General features: G+C 68.2%; 18 protein-coding genes. 13 read left to right on the top strand and 5 right to left on the bottom strand.

Annotated features, from left to right (window positions below):
- Positions 1 to 271 precede the first annotated feature (271 nt).
- A complete protein-coding gene (locus tag C7H84_RS01405) occupies positions 272 to 844 on the top strand; it encodes a DUF4142 domain-containing protein (protein ID WP_121857065.1) in 573 nt (190 codons plus the stop codon).
- Between the two features lie 97 nt (positions 845 to 941).
- On the opposite strand, the gene C7H84_RS01400 is transcribed toward C7H84_RS01405, so the two are convergent.
- Together C7H84_RS01400 and C7H84_RS01395 are read right to left on the bottom strand one after the other, a co-directional pair.
- Complete coding sequence (locus C7H84_RS01400; protein WP_121857064.1) at positions 942 to 1541, bottom strand: GNAT family protein; 600 nt, start codon at positions 1539 to 1541, stop codon at positions 942 to 944.
- A gap of 87 nt (positions 1542 to 1628) precedes the next feature.
- The gene (locus tag C7H84_RS01395; RefSeq protein WP_121857063.1) at positions 1629 to 2543 is read right to left on the bottom strand and encodes a LysR family transcriptional regulator; all 915 of its coding nucleotides are present in this window, start codon (positions 2541 to 2543) and stop codon (positions 1629 to 1631) included.
- Positions 2544 to 2651: 108 nt separating this feature from the next.
- On the opposite strand from C7H84_RS01395, the gene lysA reads away from it, so the two are divergent.
- Positions 2652 to 3890 carry a diaminopimelate decarboxylase gene (gene lysA, locus C7H84_RS01390; RefSeq protein ID WP_121857062.1) on the top strand — a complete coding sequence of 413 codons (1239 nt, stop codon included), beginning with the start codon at positions 2652 to 2654 and terminating at the stop codon, positions 3888 to 3890.
- Between the two features lie 70 nt (positions 3891 to 3960).
- Here lysA and C7H84_RS01385 read toward each other — a convergent pair whose 3' ends face one another.
- A complete protein-coding gene (locus C7H84_RS01385; protein WP_121857061.1) occupies positions 3961 to 4407 on the bottom strand; it encodes a hypothetical protein in 447 nt (148 codons plus the stop codon).
- Between the two features lie 386 nt (positions 4408 to 4793).
- On the opposite strand from C7H84_RS01385, the gene C7H84_RS01380 reads away from it, so the two are divergent.
- The 3 genes from C7H84_RS01380 to C7H84_RS01370 are packed head-to-tail and all read left to right on the top strand — an operon-like array spanning position 4794 to position 7371.
- Positions 4794 to 5165 carry a hypothetical protein gene (locus C7H84_RS01380; protein ID WP_240461944.1) on the top strand — a complete coding sequence of 124 codons (372 nt, stop codon included), beginning with the start codon at positions 4794 to 4796 and terminating at the stop codon, positions 5163 to 5165.
- A gap of 54 nt (positions 5166 to 5219) precedes the next feature.
- On the top strand, positions 5220 to 6329 hold the full coding sequence (locus C7H84_RS01375; RefSeq protein WP_121857060.1) for a hypothetical protein: 1110 nt from the start codon (positions 5220 to 5222) through the stop codon (positions 6327 to 6329).
- Between the two features lies 1 nt (position 6330).
- Entirely contained in the window at positions 6331 to 7371 is a 1041-nt protein-coding gene (locus C7H84_RS01370) for a hypothetical protein (RefSeq protein WP_121857059.1), read from the top strand.
- A gap of 101 nt (positions 7372 to 7472) precedes the next feature.
- Here the strand turns inward: C7H84_RS01370 and C7H84_RS01365 are convergent, their stop codons facing one another.
- Positions 7473 to 8156 carry a response regulator transcription factor gene (locus C7H84_RS01365; RefSeq protein ID WP_121857058.1) on the bottom strand — a complete coding sequence of 228 codons (684 nt, stop codon included), beginning with the start codon at positions 8154 to 8156 and terminating at the stop codon, positions 7473 to 7475.
- 295 nt (positions 8157 to 8451) lie between these two features.
- On the opposite strand from C7H84_RS01365, the gene C7H84_RS01360 reads away from it, so the two are divergent.
- The 8 genes from C7H84_RS01360 to C7H84_RS01325 all read left to right on the top strand — a co-directional run bounded on the left by C7H84_RS01360 (position 8452) and on the right by C7H84_RS01325 (position 14422).
- Positions 8452 to 9144 (top strand): DUF2589 domain-containing protein, encoded by a 693-nt coding sequence (locus C7H84_RS01360; RefSeq protein WP_121857057.1) that lies wholly within the window; start codon positions 8452 to 8454, stop codon positions 9142 to 9144.
- A 222-nt stretch (positions 9145 to 9366) separates the two neighbouring features.
- Complete coding sequence (locus C7H84_RS01355; RefSeq protein ID WP_240461942.1) at positions 9367 to 10068, top strand: DUF2589 domain-containing protein; 702 nt, start codon at positions 9367 to 9369, stop codon at positions 10066 to 10068.
- Complete coding sequence (locus tag C7H84_RS01350; protein ID WP_121857056.1) at positions 10052 to 10498, top strand: lysozyme; 447 nt, start codon at positions 10052 to 10054, stop codon at positions 10496 to 10498. The genes C7H84_RS01355 and C7H84_RS01350 overlap by 17 nt, the downstream gene beginning before the upstream one ends.
- A gap of 160 nt (positions 10499 to 10658) precedes the next feature.
- Positions 10659 to 11789, top strand: coding sequence for a poly(3-hydroxybutyrate) depolymerase (locus C7H84_RS01345; RefSeq protein ID WP_121857055.1), 1131 nt, complete (start codon positions 10659 to 10661; stop codon positions 11787 to 11789).
- Between the two features lie 55 nt (positions 11790 to 11844).
- Positions 11845 to 12387: a hypothetical protein gene (locus C7H84_RS01340; RefSeq protein WP_121857054.1), complete on the top strand. Its 543-nt coding sequence runs from the start codon at positions 11845 to 11847 to the stop codon at positions 12385 to 12387.
- Positions 12384 to 13004: a hypothetical protein gene (locus tag C7H84_RS01335; RefSeq protein WP_121857053.1), complete on the top strand. Its 621-nt coding sequence runs from the start codon at positions 12384 to 12386 to the stop codon at positions 13002 to 13004. The genes C7H84_RS01340 and C7H84_RS01335 overlap by 4 nt, the downstream gene beginning before the upstream one ends.
- A gap of 112 nt (positions 13005 to 13116) precedes the next feature.
- A complete protein-coding gene (locus tag C7H84_RS01330; protein ID WP_121857052.1) occupies positions 13117 to 13734 on the top strand; it encodes a hypothetical protein in 618 nt (205 codons plus the stop codon).
- 70 nt (positions 13735 to 13804) lie between these two features.
- Complete coding sequence (locus C7H84_RS01325; protein WP_121857051.1) at positions 13805 to 14422, top strand: hypothetical protein; 618 nt, start codon at positions 13805 to 13807, stop codon at positions 14420 to 14422.
- A gap of 63 nt (positions 14423 to 14485) precedes the next feature.
- Here the strand turns inward: C7H84_RS01325 and C7H84_RS01320 are convergent, their stop codons facing one another.
- Entirely contained in the window at positions 14486 to 15373 is an 888-nt protein-coding gene (locus C7H84_RS01320; RefSeq protein WP_121857050.1) for a DMT family transporter, read from the bottom strand.
- Positions 15374 to 15478: the final 105 nt, after the last annotated feature.

Genomic DNA, 15478 nt, shown 5'->3' with positions numbered 1-15478 from the left:
GCAAAAATTTCCGCCACGACAGGCACGACAGGTACGCACTACCGGCCCGCGCGCGCACGCTTCGATTCGTCTTACCAACCGTTACACAAACCACAGCGCGGTTGCACCTGCTACCGGAGCGCTCTCCTAGAATCAGTCGGGCCGGGAAACACTTCGAACGCCGCCGCGGCAGAGCGGCCATCGAGTCCGGTCCGGGCGCGCCCGGTCTCTCGCACAGCTGCGGATCACACGATCCGCCCGTTAATCAGAGCCCCGATTCAAAGGAGGTCCCATGAACCGCTTTCCCCACATCTCGCGCCTTGCGTTGTCTGCCGCTGGCCTGCTTCTCGTCGCCGTGACGGCGACCGCGCAAACCGCACAACCGGCGCCGTCCGCACCGGCCGCCGCGACGCAAACGCGTATCCACGAAGCCGACCAGACTTTCATCACGGACGGCACGAAGACGGTGTCGACCCAGCACGATGCCGCACGCATCGCCGATGCGCGCACGTCGGACAGCCAGGTGAAGGCGTTCGCGCAACGCGTGTCGACCGACGACGAGAAGATCATCCAGGCGATGCGCGCAGCGAGCCCGCGCGGCGTCGACGTGCCGGCCAACGACCCGGACACGAGCGTGCTCAACAGCATCAAGAGCCTGCGCGGCGCGGAATTCGACAAGGCGTACATCGAGCAGGTCGCGCTCGCCGGCCAGCAGAAGACGATCTCGGCATTCCAGGCCGAAATTGCTTCGGGCCGCGACACGAAGCTGAAGGAAGTCGCACGCCAGGCACTGCCGATCCTGCAGGCGCACTACGCGGACGCGCAGAAGCTCGCGCAGCGTCATCACCTCGCGTCGGCGCAGTAAGCACGACCTCGCCGCGCAGCACGCGCGGCACACCGCTTCCCCCTCGTCGCACCGCCGCCCCCTCCGGCGGCGCGATGCCTGCGGCACTCGCAGCGCGTTACGTCGCGAGCTTCGCCCGCAACCTCTCGCTCGCCTCGGGCCATTCGTCGTCGATGATGCTGAAGCGCACCGAATTGCGCTTGCGGCCGTCGGGCATGATCCGCTCGTGACGCACGATCCCTTCCTGCTTCGCGCCGAGCCGCAGGATCGCCGCGCGTGATTTCTCGTTCAATTCATCGGTTGTGAACTGCACGCGCACACAGTGCAGCGTGTCGAACGCATACGCGAGCAGCAGCCATTTCGCCTCGGTATTTGCGCGCGTGCGCTGCGCCGATGCGCTCAGCCACGTGTGCCCGATCTCGAGCTTGCGATTCGTGCGGTCGATCTTCCAGAAGCGCGTGCTGCCGATCGCCCGGCCCGACGCGCGATCGACGATCACGAACGGCAACACGGTGCCGGCCGCGCGGCCTTGCAGCGCGGTGTCGAGATACGCGTCGACCGTGTCTTCGCCCGGCACGACCGTCACCTTCAGATTCCACAATTGGCCGTCCGCCGCCGCATCGAGCAGCGCCTGTCGGTCGCATGCGTGGAGCGGCCGCAGTTCGATGCGCTCGCCGGTGAGCGTCGGTTGTGCGAGGGGCGATGCGGCGTCGGTCATGACGGGTTCCGTTTCCGTGAAAGTGAAGTGGATGAAGAGGATGAAGAGGACAATCCGCGCGACGCAACGCCCATCATACGGTCGGCATCAGGCCGGCAACGCGGCGAGCCGTCGGCGAATCGTCTTCGCTTCGGCGCGCAGCGCGTCGGCGAACGCGTCGACGAGCAGGTTCTTCGGCCGGTGCTCGGGCACGATCACGCTGACACGATACGGAAACGAGCGCGTGAGCGGCCGCACGTGCAGGTCGCGCCCGACGAAATCGAGCGCGGTCAGCGGATTGACGATCGCCGCGCCGAGCCCCTGCCGCACGAATGCGCACACGGACACGGCCGACGGCGTCTCGACCACCGAACGCGGCGCGACGCCGAGCTGCGCGAACGCCTCGTCGATCAGGATCCGGTACGGATCGTTCAGCGACAGGCTCACGAACGGACGATCGGCGAGATCCGCAAGATCGATCGCGCGCTGCGCGAGCAGCGGATGACCGTCCGGCAGCACGCAGACCTCGTCGACTTCGAGCAGCGGCGTGAGCACGGTGCCAGCCGGCGCGACGTCGTGTTCGGTCAGCCCGAGATCGTGGCGCTGCGCGGTCAGCCACTCCTCGAGCACCGGCGACTCCTGCGTCGCGATCGACACGCTGACGCCCGCATGCGCATCGTGAAAGCGTCGGCATGCGCCGGGCAGGATCGCGTGCGAAAACGCCGGCAGCGCAATCACCGACAGCTGGCCGTCGCGAAACTCGCGCAGCCGCGCGGCCGTCGCCGCCACGCGCTCGAGCCCCACATACGCGAGCCGCACGTCGTCGAATAGCGTGAGTGCCGCCATCGTCGGCCGCAGCCGGCCGTGGGAGCGCTCGAACAGCGCGAAGCCGACCACCTGCTCCATCCGCGCGAGCTCGCGGCTGATCGTGGGCTGCGATGTATAGAGCATCTCGGCGGCCCGCGTCGTGCTGCCGGTGACCATCAACGCGCGGAAGACCTCTATGTGCCGGTGAGTGAGCATAACGTCTATATCAAAAATGAATCGAATGTCGATAAACAGGCATTTTACTGTATAGACATTCAGGCGCATCATTCACGCTATCCGTTCATTCGATCCGATTCTTCCGCCATGTCCCTCGATTCCCGCCAGCTCGCGGCGCTCGCCCAGCAATACGGCACCCCGCTGTGGGTGTACGACGCCGACGTCATCCGCGACCGCATCGCCCAACTGCGCCAGTTCGACGTGATCCGCTACGCGCAGAAGGCGAACTCGAACCTGCATATCCTGAAGCTGATGCGCGACGAAGGCGCGTGCGTCGATGCCGTGTCGCTCGGCGAGATCGAGCGCAGCCTCGCGGCCGGGTTCAGCCCGGCAGGCGAGCCGGAAGGCGTCGTATTCACGGCCGACCTGATCGATCGCCCGACGCTCGCGGCCGTGCTGAAGCACGGCGTGACCGTGAACGCCGGTTCGCTCGACATGCTCGCGCGCGTCGGCGAGCATGCGCCCGGCCACCGCGTGTGGCTGCGCGTGAACCCCGGCTTCGGCCACGGCCACAGCAACAAGACCAACACCGGCGGCCCGCAGAGCAAGCACGGGATCTGGATCGACGACGTGCCGCGTGCGATCGAGATCGTGCGCCAGTACGGGCTCAAGCTGGTCGGCATCCACATGCATATCGGCTCGGGCGTCGACTACGGCCACCTGTCGCAAGTGTGCGATGCGATGGTCGACCTCGTCACGTCGCTCGGCCACGACATCGAAGCGATCTCTGCCGGCGGCGGACTGTCGATTCCGTATCGCGACGGCGAGCCGCGCGTCGACGTCGGTCACTACTTCAGCCAGTGGGATGCCGCGCGCAAGCGGATCGAACGGCATCTCGGCCATGCAGTGCGCATCGAGATCGAACCGGGCCGCTTCCTCGTCGCCGAAGCCGGCACGCTCGTCACCGAAGTCCAGGCCGTGAATCGTCGGCCGAAGCACGACTTCGTGCTGATCGACGCGGGCTTCAACGACCTGATGCGCCCGTCGATGTACGGCAGCTACCACGCGGTGTCAGTGCATGCGCAGGATGGCGCGCTGCCCGCCGGCCGGCCGCTCGTCGACATCGCGATCGCGGGGCCGCTGTGCGAGTCCGGCGACGTGTTCACGCAGGATGCAGGCGGCGTGGTCACGCACCGCAAGCTCGCGCAGCCGCAGATCGGCGACCTGCTGTTCCTGCACGATGCAGGTGCCTACGGCGCATCGATGTCCTCGAACTACAACAGCCGGCCGCTTGCGCCGGAAGTGCTCGTCGATCGCGGCACGCCGCGGCTGATCCGCCGCCGGCAGACGATCAACGAACTGCTCGCGCTCGAAACGTTCGAGTAACCGGTTCGAAACGGCTGACGCCCAGCGGGATCCGGCATCCTGCGCCGCCGGATCCCGCCTTGCCGCGTGGTCAGTCGAACGCGCGGTGCTCCGCTTCCGCCGTGCTCAGCGTCTCATGCAGCTTGATCGTCAGGTGCGGATAGGCGCGCGGATTGAACTTGACCTGCACGGGCGGCTGCTCGTTCGCGTTGCTGAGCCAGTCGTAATCCGTGCACAGAGCGGGCGTGATCTTGTCCCACTGCTGCTCGTTCGGCACCGCATGACTCGCGAGCGCATCGAGCTCGGTGTCGGACCATACCTCCCAGATGTCAACGCCCTCGGGTGGATGCACGGCGGTCGCGACGCCGTAGCCATACGTGTACAGCGCCTTCGGTTTCGCCAGGTCGGCAATGACGTAGAAGCCGTAGCCCAGCTCGCCACCCGAGGCCGGATCCCAGCCGGATGCCACTTGCCTGAGCCCCGCCGATAACGATGCGCGATGCCCGGATCGCGTCGCATGATATCCAATCAGCTTCATCTTCGCACTCCTTTACATCCGTTTTTCATTGCCCGATTCGACATCGCACCGGACGCTCCGTCGCGACCGCATCGAGCGTCGATGCACGGCCTCGCATGCCCGGTGACGTATCGCGTGCTCTCACGTTAGCCGCGCATGCATTCGACCGTCGATAGGCCGTGCGTTCAGCGCGCGCCCCGTGACGTCGGTCATGTGACGCGGCGCGCGGGCATGCGCACGACATGCGCGCCTCCCCGTGCATTCGGTCATGCGTCGGGCCATGACTTCCGCCGCATTGTTCGCACACCGCGCGCCACGCAAAGTGGCTGCACGGATGCGCGCTCGCCTCGACCAGCGCGCCGTCTCGACGGCCGAGCCACGCCGGCTGATCAACCGGAGCAAACATCGTGCAACTTCGACTCACCACCGGAAGTGACTATCGGGACGACCTCGCGGCGCTCCGCGACGCGATCCGCGAAAACGGCACGCGCGCGACGCGGCAATCCGTCGACGTCGTGATCGGCGACGACCCGGGCGCGCCGCGCGTGTCGCTGCTGCGGAACCTCGCGTGGCAAGCCGCGAAGAACGGGCCTGCCGTCGACGCCTCGCTGTACACGCTCGGCTTCGTCAGCCAGGGCGGCACCGCCTTCGTGTTCGACATACGGCCGTTCCCGGGCGGCACGCCTGCCGGCGCGGGCCCCGGACAGACCGTCGCCAAGGTCGTCGACGGGCCGTACGCGAACCCGTGGTTCTGGATCACCGACATCACGTCCGCCTGAAACCGCCGCGGCCCGGCCTCGAGCGCCGCCACCCCGAAGGAAGAGGAAACCATCATGAAACAGCCTGTCCGAATCGTATCCGTGCGCTATGCTTGCGACAGCAAACCCGTACGCGCGCCCGACGAGGAACTCGCTGCATACGCGGCGCGCCTGCAGCAGGTCTCGATCAATCACCTCAGCGGTGCGCTGTCGAGTGCGTTCGAAGCCGTCCGCCGTGACGGGAAAGACGACGACGCGCCGCGCGTCACGTTCGTCACCGCGCCCGAGTTCTACTGGAACGTGCCGTGGAACGCGTTGCGCGACGTCGACGAACTCCATGCGCTTGTCGACCTGCAGCTCGATCCCGTACGGCACGCGATCGGCGCCGTCGCGGAACGCTTTCCGGTGCAACAGTACGGGCCGATCGTGTTCCTGCCCGGCACCGTCGCGATGCTCGTCAAGCACGAAGCGGCGGCCGACGTACCCGATAACGGCGCGCTCGTGGGGCCGTACGTGTCGCTGAATTTCACGTTCGTGACGACCAATTTCCTGCCACCGCTCGCACGCGGCGAAAATGGCGATGGCGACGAAGACGGTTCGCGCCGCGCGGCAATCTGGCCGAAACGCCATACGTCTTGGATCGACTACGGCAAGTCGGTCGACGCGCTCGACATGCCGCTCGCCCACACGTTCCGTCTCGGCGACGGCACGCTGGTGACCGTGCTGAAGACGAGCGACGTATCACCGCAAAGCGCGACGGCCGAGCCGCCGTCGTCGCCGTACCAGGGCCCGCACCTGTCGGACAGCTTCGACAACCGGCTCGGCGACGCGCCGCCGTTCGGCATCGACATCTGCCTCGACTTCCTGAAATGGCGCCAGCATCCGGGCAACGACGTCAAGCCGCCGCATCTGGACGACGGCGCGCTCGCGCTCGATTTCGTGCTGTCGTCCGGCGTGAATCCGACCGATCGCGCGTTCGACGTGCCCGACTCGCTGCAGTACATCGCGCACAACGACGGCCGCAGCCGGAAGGAAGTCGTCGTGTTCGCGGTCGACCGCACCCGGACCCACTGGCAGCGCGTCGACGAAGCGCCGTGCGTGCACCACCTGTCGAGCGCGGAGCGCGAACGCGTCGCGATCCACGCGTTCGACATGGACATACCCGGCGCGGACGACACACCGTGACATGGGCGCCCCGCGTTTCGGGCGCTGGCGCGCGCGGCCGGCGATGCCCGCGCCGCCGCACGCGCCGGACAGCCTCGCCGCGCAGCTGTGCGACGAATGCGAGGCGATGGCGCGCTATGCGCTCCATCACGGGCTGCCGATCGAGCCCGAACTCGTCGCGCGGCTCGCCGCGCTGATCGCGGCCGCCGCTTCGGCCGGCGCATCGACCGTGACATCGTTGACGCCCGCACAGCAGCACGCGCTCGCGGCGATCCACCGCAAGCTCGCGACGCTCGTCGCCCCCGCGACGCCGCAGGCCGTCACGCTGCTCGACATGCACCGGCGCCAGGCGCACCCGTTCGCGTGGCTCGGCCCGGTGCCGCTGATCCGGCTGCTGACCGGATCGGCGCTCGGCTTCCTGCTCGCGGTCGTGCTGACGAGCCTGTCGCCGCACGTGTCGGGGGAGAACATCGAACGCGGCTTTCTGCAATCCAACGGCGTGCAGCTGCTGTGGAACACGACGTTCCTGCTGTGTTGCGCGGGACTCGGCGCCTCGTTCGCGACGCTGTTCCAGGCGCACCACTACGTCGCCGCCTCCACCTACGATCCGAAGTACGACGCATCGTACGGCGCGCGGCTGATTCTCGGCGTGATCGCCGGCCTGATCATCGTGCAGATGCTGCCGGCGCAGTTGTTCGCACAGGGCAGCATGCACAGCTTCGGGCGGCCGGCGCTCGCGATGCTCGGCGGCTTCTCGGCGACGGCCGTGCACCGCGTGCTGCAACGGCTCGTCGAAACGCTCGAGACGCTGGTGCAGGGCGACCGCTCGACCGACGTCGGCGCGGCGCTCGCCGCGAATCGCGCGCGTGCCGCCAACGAACGCGCTCAGTGGCAGGGCGAACTGGCGGCCCGTCTGCTCGACCTGCAGCAATCGCTCGACGGTGCCGCGTCCGCCGACATCATCCGCGCGCGCCTCGCCGAATTCACGCGCGCGATGCTCGCGGCCCACCCCGCCCCGTCGGCCGCGGACGATCCGTTTCCGCCCGACGCGCCCCGACAGTAGCGCAACGCCGCGCTTGCGCGCCGCTTCCGCCGTGGCGCGAAGCCCGTCGTCGCCCGCCGCACCGGGGCGCGCCGGGCCGACCGGTGCGCCCGTCGAACGCATCAGCCGGACGGAAGGCACGCGGGCGTGAACGGAAACCCGGCCGGCTCGGCCGGCACGTGGCGCGCGAGCCACAACGCGGCCTCGGTCCGGTTGCTCACGCCGATCTGGCGGAACAGCGCATACAGGTGGTTCTTGATCGTGCCTTCCGCGACGTTCAGCACACGGCAGATCTGCTTGTTCGACTTGCCTTCGGCCAGCAGCCGCAGCACGTCGCGCTGGCGTGGCGTGAGGCGCTCGAACGCGCGATCGTCGCCCGCCGGCGCGGCACCGGCGCGCGCCTGCGCCGCGCCGCCGTCGTTCGACGGCACGTAAATCGCACCGGCCGCGACGCGGCCGAGCGCATCCGCGAACTCGTCGGCACTCGCGTGCCGGTCGATGATGCCGGCCGCCCCCGCCAGCAGCGCATCGGCAATCGTGCGGCGGCACACGGCGGCCACGACGCACAGCCACGGCGCGCCGTCGAACGTCTCGTGCAGCACGTTCGGCCAGCTCGGCCGCGCGGCGTGCTCGTCGCATTCGATCGTGATTGCCTCGACCGTCTCGGGCAGCAACGCGTCGCGCAGGCGCAAGACGTCCTCGGGACGGCGGGCCGACCACACATGCCAGTTGACATCGCGTTTACACAGTACGTCCGCCACACCCGCGACGAATAACGGCGGGCTATCGATCATCAGAACGTTCATTGCGCGGTTTCCTCGAAATCGGGATGCTCGGTTTAGGTTTTTTTGCTTCCTTTTTTTGCTTCCCTACCCGGCGTTTTTTTACCGCTGTTTTCCAAGTCGCGCACTAGGCCCGTCGCTCCGTGACGAATGGCCTAATTCGTCCACGCCGTGTCGCGCCACGCGTGCCGACGCCCGTCGCGGGCCGGCCCGGGCCGCCGGACGTGACGGACGTCATATTTGGTAAACCTCTTAAATTTTCTAACGTGAATAACGACAGCGAATTTCCGTTGTCTTCAACACGAAGAGGAGTTTATTCATGGACGCGAATTTCATCGGCTCAGTGATTAACGCATTACCCATGGACCAAATGATCGCCGGCCCGTTAAAGGCGATGATCAGCGCGCAGACGCAGGCCGCGAAGAGCTACGCGGATTTCCTGATGCAGGTCTGCATCCAGGGCGGCAAGGCCGTGGCCGTCCAGTTCGACTACGACGAGACGCTGGTCGACGAAAGCGGCGTGTCGAAAGGCGTCGTGCAGAAGACGATGCGCATCCCGCTGCTCGCGGCGATCGTCCACCCGATCATCGCAATCGAGGAAGGCACGATCGACTTCGAGATGGAGATCACGCAGTCGGAGAAGTCGTCGTCGACGACGGAGGCCGGCGGCGAATTCCAGGCGAAATTCGGCTGGGGGCCAATCAGCGTCAGCGTGTCCGGGCGCGTGTCGCACAAGGCCGAGCAGACGCGCAGCACCGACACGCGCGCGAAATATTCGATCCATACGCAGGTGAAGCGCCAGTCGCCGCCCGAAGCGCTGATGCGCGTGATCGACTTCCTGACCGAAGCCGCGACCAAGCCGGTCGTCACCGAAGGCAACGCGAAGGACGTGAAGCCGTTGCCGGCGACGCCGACCGACGGGCAACTGGTCGGTGACGCATCGGGAGCCGGCGGCAAGGCGGCGGCGCCCGCCGCGGCCGATGCGGGCGCCCAGCAGCCGGCGCACGCGTAAGCGCGCGGGGCGGCCATGTTCAGGCTTTTCAGACGGTCGCGCCGCGCGGGCGGCGGCGGACACGACGACGGGGATACGCGTCCGGGCGGCGGCAGCGGCGGCAGCGCCCGAGCGGAGCCGGATGGGCCGGTCCCGCCGCCGGCCGGTACGGCGGCGGCCGACGGCCGCGGCTTCGCGGGTGCGGGTGCGGGTGCGGGGAGCGTTGGAGCGGCGACGGCGGGCGTGGATCCGGCGCACCTCGCCCCGCGCGATGCCGCCGGCTCGCCGGCCGGCCCCGGATCGGCACCGGACGACACACCGGCGGCCTCGGCCCCCGGCGACGGGCGTCCCGCGCCACCTACGCCACCCGCACCGCCCGCGCCGCCTCCCGGCTCCCCGGCCGACGACGAACGCCCGCCGCCGCGCGGCATCGCGCTCGACGAAATCGCACGCGGGATGCAGCACGCCGCCGCGGCGGCGAACCAGCTGCTCGCGCATCAGTACACGGCCGTGCTCGACCAGTTTTTCGATCTGCGCGACGACGGCCTGCTCGCGCCGCGCGAAGTCACGGTCGCGCTCGACGCTGAACACACGATGCCGGTGCCGCTCGTCGCGCTCGCCACCCCGCGCGGGCTCGCGCTCGACCGGATGATCGTGCACCTGACCGTGCGCGGCGACTTCACCGAGGCGCTGCCGGCCGGCGGCGTCGCCGGCGACGACGACCAGCGCGGCCGCTTCTACGTGACGTTCGCCCCGCGCTCCGCGAAAAAGGATGCGCAAGGCAACGCGCGACAGCGCGACACCGAGCACATCGACATCGAAATGCACTTCGCATCACTGCCGCCCCCCGAAGCGATCATGCGCGTGATCGACGAATACACGCATCGCCTGGTGCCGCGCGCACGGCCGGGCAGCAAGGAGAACGATGATGGCGAACCAGCCTGAACGCACCGGTGCGCAGGGCATCGCGCTGATCAAGCAGTTCGAGGGGCTGCGGCTCGCGCGCTATCTCGACGCGGTCGGCAAGCCGACGATCGGCTACGGGCACCTGATCCTGCCGAACGAACGGTTCACGCGCCCGCTCACGCCGGCCGAAGCGGAGGCGCTGCTGCGGCGCGACCTGCGCGGCGCCGAGCTGAACCTGCGCAAGCTGCTTCACGTGCCCGTCACACAGCAGCAGTTCGATGCGCTGATGTCGTTCGTCTTCAATCTCGGTGCGGGACGGCTGCGCTCATCGACGCTGCTGCGCTACCTGAACGCCGGTGCGAGCGCGCGGGCGGCCGACCAGTTCCTTGTGTGGAACAAGGCCGGCGGCAAGCCGCTCGCGGGGCTCACCAAGCGCCGCCAGGCCGAACGCGCGCTGTTTCTGTCATGAGCGCCGTGACGCGGCACCGGCCGAACGTCACGGGTCGCCGCGCGTGTCGTTCGCGCCATTTCGGATGACGTCGGCTGTCCGTAAGCTGAAATCGTCGCTGAAGTCTTGCCGCATTCGCTCCGTTCCAACCGTTCGCCACTCATCACGCCAGGAGTCCCGCATGAACGTCACTCGCTCGCCCGGCCGCACGACGCCGCCCCGCCGCACCGATTCGCACGCGCTGCGCCGCGCGCTGGCGACCGCCAGCGTCGCCGTCACCGTTGCCGTTGCCGCCCTGGCGACGGTCGCACCGCACGCCGCCGTCGCCGCTCCCGCCGATCCGTTGCCCGCCTACGCGGCCGACCTGCAGCGCACGTCGGTGTCGGGGCTGTCGTCCGGCGGCTTCATGGCCGCGCAGTTCGACGTCGCATTCTCGAGCCGGCTGATCGGCGCGGGCATCGTCGCCGGCGGCCCGTTCTATTGCGCGGGCGTGAACGAGCTGATCCCGCCGGCGGTAGCCGCGACCACGCTGTGCATGCAGCCGATCGGCCCGGCGCCGTCCGCGGCCGACGCGTGGCGCGCCGCGCGCACGTTCGCGCAGCGCGGCGAAATCGACGATCCGGCCGCGCTGCGCGGCCAGCGCATCTACGTGTTCAGCGGCGCGAAGGATACGGTGGTGTCGACGCGCGTCGTCGACCAGACCGCGCGCTTCTACACGCTCGCGCAGGTGCCGGCCGCGAACCTTCAGTATCGCGAATCGCCGGACGCCGGGCATGCGTTCATCACGAACCGCCCCGAGGACAACGCGTGCAGCGCGAACGCGAGCCCGTACATCGACAACTGCGGCTTCCAGCAGGCGCACGACATCGTGCGCTGGATCTACGGCACGCCCGACACGCCGCTCAACCCGCCGGTCGCGCAGGCACGCGGCAAACTGCTGGCGTTCGACCAGCGCGCGTTCGATCAGCGGCGCAACGCGTCGCTCGGCGATACCGGCTATGTGTACGTGCCCGCCGATTGCGAGCGCGTGACGTGTGCGGTGCACGTCGTCTTCCACGGCTGCGTGCAGAACGTCGCAACCGTCGGCGAAAGGATGATTCGCGGCGTCGGCTACAACGAGATCGCCGATACGAACCGGCTGATCGTGCTCTATCCGCAGGTCGAGAAATCGGCCGTCAATCCGCTCGGCTGCTGGGATTTCTGGGGCTACACGAGCACCGATCCGCTTCATCCGGGCTTCTACCGCCGCGACGCGCCGCAGATGGCCGCCGTGATGCGGATGGTGCAGCGCCTCGGCGCCGCGCGTCAGTAATCCGCGTGGCTGCCGCCGTCGCGCCGTCATCACGCCTTCATCACGAGGAATCGCCATGTTCTCCACGTTCATCGCCCAATGGGAACGCGCGCACGCCGACGCGCTCCAGCTGTTCGGCAAGCTCGCCGCGCAGACGACCGGCACCGGCGGCACGCCCGGCGGCCCCGCGTGGCGCGCGTTCGCGCACACCGCGCTGCTCGCCGGCCACCGTTACACGGATGCCTGCCAGGCCGCGACCGACGCGCTGTGGCGCGGCCAGCTCGAGCGGCTCGCGCTCGGCAGTTCGGCCGCCGCGGTCAAGGAGCTCGCGGCGCTGAATGCCGATCTCGCGACGCGCTTCACGCAGAGCCACCTGCAGCATGCGGGGGCGATGGCCGATGCGGCCGCGCAATACCTCGACGATCTCGGCCGCACGCGCGGGCCGACCGATGCCGCGATGGCGCTCGGCCGCTTCGCCGGCGACCTGCAGGCCCAGGCGCGTGCGCATGCGCTGCACGTCGCGTCGCTCGCGAACGGCGTCGCACCGGCGCTCGTGCAGTGGGCCGACCGCACGCTGCGCGACGACCGCGGCACGCCCGATGAGGAGCAAACGTCATGAACATCAAGCTCCGCTTCGTCAATCGCTCGAACGACTGCGGCAACAGCGAAATCGTGCTGTTCCAGCGCGACGTGATCCCCGACCTCGACGCATTCGCGATCGCGTGGAAGGTGATCCGTTACTGCGGACGCGACTGCTTTCATCCGTTCGACTACTCGACCGACATCGACGTCGCGCTGGGCGACGAGCACGGCAACTTCTCGCCGCCCGTCACGGCGCCCGCCGGCGTGCGCTTCGTCGTGGACGCGCAACCGACCGGACGCGGCCGGCTCGTGCCCGACCCGACCGATGCGCCAAGTGGCGACATCGAGGTCGTCAACCGGATGCGGCGCGGCGCGGTGAACGTCAACGCGTACAGCGCGGGTCGGCTGATCGCCGTGAAGGAAGCGGTCGCGCCCGGGCAGAAGGCCGTGTTCCGTTTCACGCCGGCGCTGTGGATCGGCGTCGCGTCGCAAGTCCAGGAAAGCCGCGCGCTGCACGCGGCGGTGATGTCGAGCGCGAACACGCTGCTGCCGCTCTCCGGCGTCGCCGCGGCCGACATCGTGATGACGGGCGGCGGCAGCGGCACCGATGCGCACCCGTTCGCGTTCTCGCTCGAGCACATCGTGCGCGCGTAGCGCCGCCTGAATCCGTTTGAACCGGCTTGACGGCACGGCTTCGCGGCCGGGCCGGCGGGAAAGGTGTGCGGCAGACCGACTGCCGCTTTTTTCAAACTCAAGGAGCAACGACGTGGATATCCAACTGAACCTGATCAACCGCTCGAACGACGCGAACAACTCGAGCGTCGTGATCTTCCAGAAGAACGTGGCGACCGACTTCGACGAACTCGCGATCGCATGGAAGGTGATCCGCAATTGCGGCCAGGGCGACAACCATCCGTTCAAGTTTCCGATGACGATGAGCGTGAGCGCGAGCGACAGCTGGGGCAACTACATGCCGCAGCAGATCGCGGCCAACGGCCAGGTGTTCCAGGTCGTGCGCTCCAGCTCCGGCGACGTGCTGCAGCTCGGCGGCGACCCGGGTGCGAGCTCGGAGGTGCAGGTGCGCAACGACCTGCCGGCCGGCGCGATCAACGCGACGATCTACAAGGACGGCAGCGCGCTCGCGCGCAAGACGTCCGTCGCACCGGGCCAGAAAGCCGTGTTCCAGTTCAAGCCGACGATCTGGATCGGCGTCGCATCGCAGATCGAACAGGGCGCGCTGATGAATTCCGCGGTGATCTCCGACATCAACACGGAACTGTCGCTGCTCGGCATCGCGAGCGCCGACATCGTGATGACCGGCGGCGGCCCTGGCCCGCGCTCGACGCCGTTCACGTTCCGGCTCGAGAACGTGGTGATGGCGTAACGGTCCGTGCGCCGGCGATGCACGGCCGGCGCCTTTTCAATCAGGTATCCGAATCGAATCAAGGTGACTCATGGACATCAATCTCAACTTCGTCAACCTGTCGAACGACGTCAACAACAGCCAGATCGTGCTCTTCCAGAAGAACGTGTCGACGGACTTCGACGAACTCGCGATCGCGTGGAAAGTCATCACCAACTGCGGACGCGGCGACAACCATCCGTTCGTGTTCCCGATGCTGACGACCGTCTCCGCGAGCGATGCCGACGGCAACTACATGCCGCAAAAGCGCGCGGACAACGGACAGGTCTTCAACGTATCGCGCTCGACGTCGGGCAACGTGCTCGCGCTGGCCGGGCCGGCGCCGACTTCGCGCGAGATCCAGCTGCGCAACGACCTGAGCCAGGGGGCGATCACCGCGTCGGTATTCAAGGACAACCGGCTGCTCGCGCACAAGACGGGCATCGTGCCGGGCCAGAAGGCCGTGTTCGAGTTCAAGCCGACACTGTGGATCGGCACCGCATCGCAGATCGAGCAGGGCGCGGTGATGAATTCGGCCGTGCTGTCCGACATCAACACCGAACTGTCGCTGCTCGGGATCAAGAGCGCCGACATCGTAATGACGGGTGGCGGCAGCGGCACGACCGCGACCGCGTACCAGTTCCGGCTCGCGAACGTGGTGATGGGGTAAACGGCGTACGCGCGACGGCGAACGGGGCACCCGTCACGTCGTCGCGCGTGCGCGATGCATGAATCAGCTCGCGCGCCGCACCGGCGCCATCTTCGAGAAGTACTTCGCACCCGCCACGCAGCCAACCACGACGACCGTCACGACGAGCATCGACGGCGGCACCGTCTCGTGCAGCAGGCCGGCCGCGAGCAGGAAGCCGAAGAACGGCTGCAGCAGCTGCAGCTGGCCGACGCCCGCGATCCCGCCGAGCGCGAGGCCGCGGTACCAGAACACGAAGCCGATCAGCATGCTGAACAGCGACACGTACGCGAGGCCCCACAGCGCGGCGGCGTCGACGCCGTCGAACGTCGCCGGCCACGTGAACCATGTGAGCGGCAGCATCACCGGCAGCGACAGCACGAGCGCCCACGAGATCACCTGCCAGCCACCGAGCTGGCGCGACAGGCGCGCGCCTTCCGCATAGCCGAGCCCGCACGCGACGATCGCGGCCAGCATCAGCGCATCGCCGACGACCGACGCCTGACCGCCGTTGCGCAGCGCGAACGCGGCCACCGCGCCGCTGCCGAGCAGCGAGAAGATCCAGAACGGCAGCCGCGGCCGTTCGCCGCCGCGCCATACGCCGAACAGCGCGGTCGCGAGCGGCAGCAGCCCGACGAACACGATCGCGTGCGCGGACGTCACGTGCTTCAGCGCCAGCGCGGTCAGCAACGGAAAACCGACCACGACCCCGAGCGCGACGATCACGAGCGATGCCGTCTCGGCACGCGTCGGCCGCCTCTGCTTGAGCGCGACGAGCAAGCTCAGGCCGAGCACGCCGGCGATCGTCGCGCGTGCGAACGTGAGGAACAGCGGGTCGAGCCCTTGCACGGCGACACGCGTCGCCGGCAGCGAGCCGCTGAAGATGATCACGCCCAGCAGGCCGCTGAGCCATCCGTCGGTCGTCTTTTGCACGGGAAATCCTGGTCGAGAAAAGGTTGATGCCCGATGATCCGCCGCGCGCGAAAAGCGCGTAAGCTACAGCCCAATACAATTCGGACAAACTGTACTGGACAAGCG

The sequence above is a fragment of the Burkholderia sp. Nafp2/4-1b genome (assembly GCF_003635165.1).
Taxonomy (GTDB): domain Bacteria; phylum Pseudomonadota; class Gammaproteobacteria; order Burkholderiales; family Burkholderiaceae; genus Burkholderia.
Note: the sequence above shows the minus strand (reverse complement) of the source record. Positions and strands in the feature narration are given on the sequence as shown.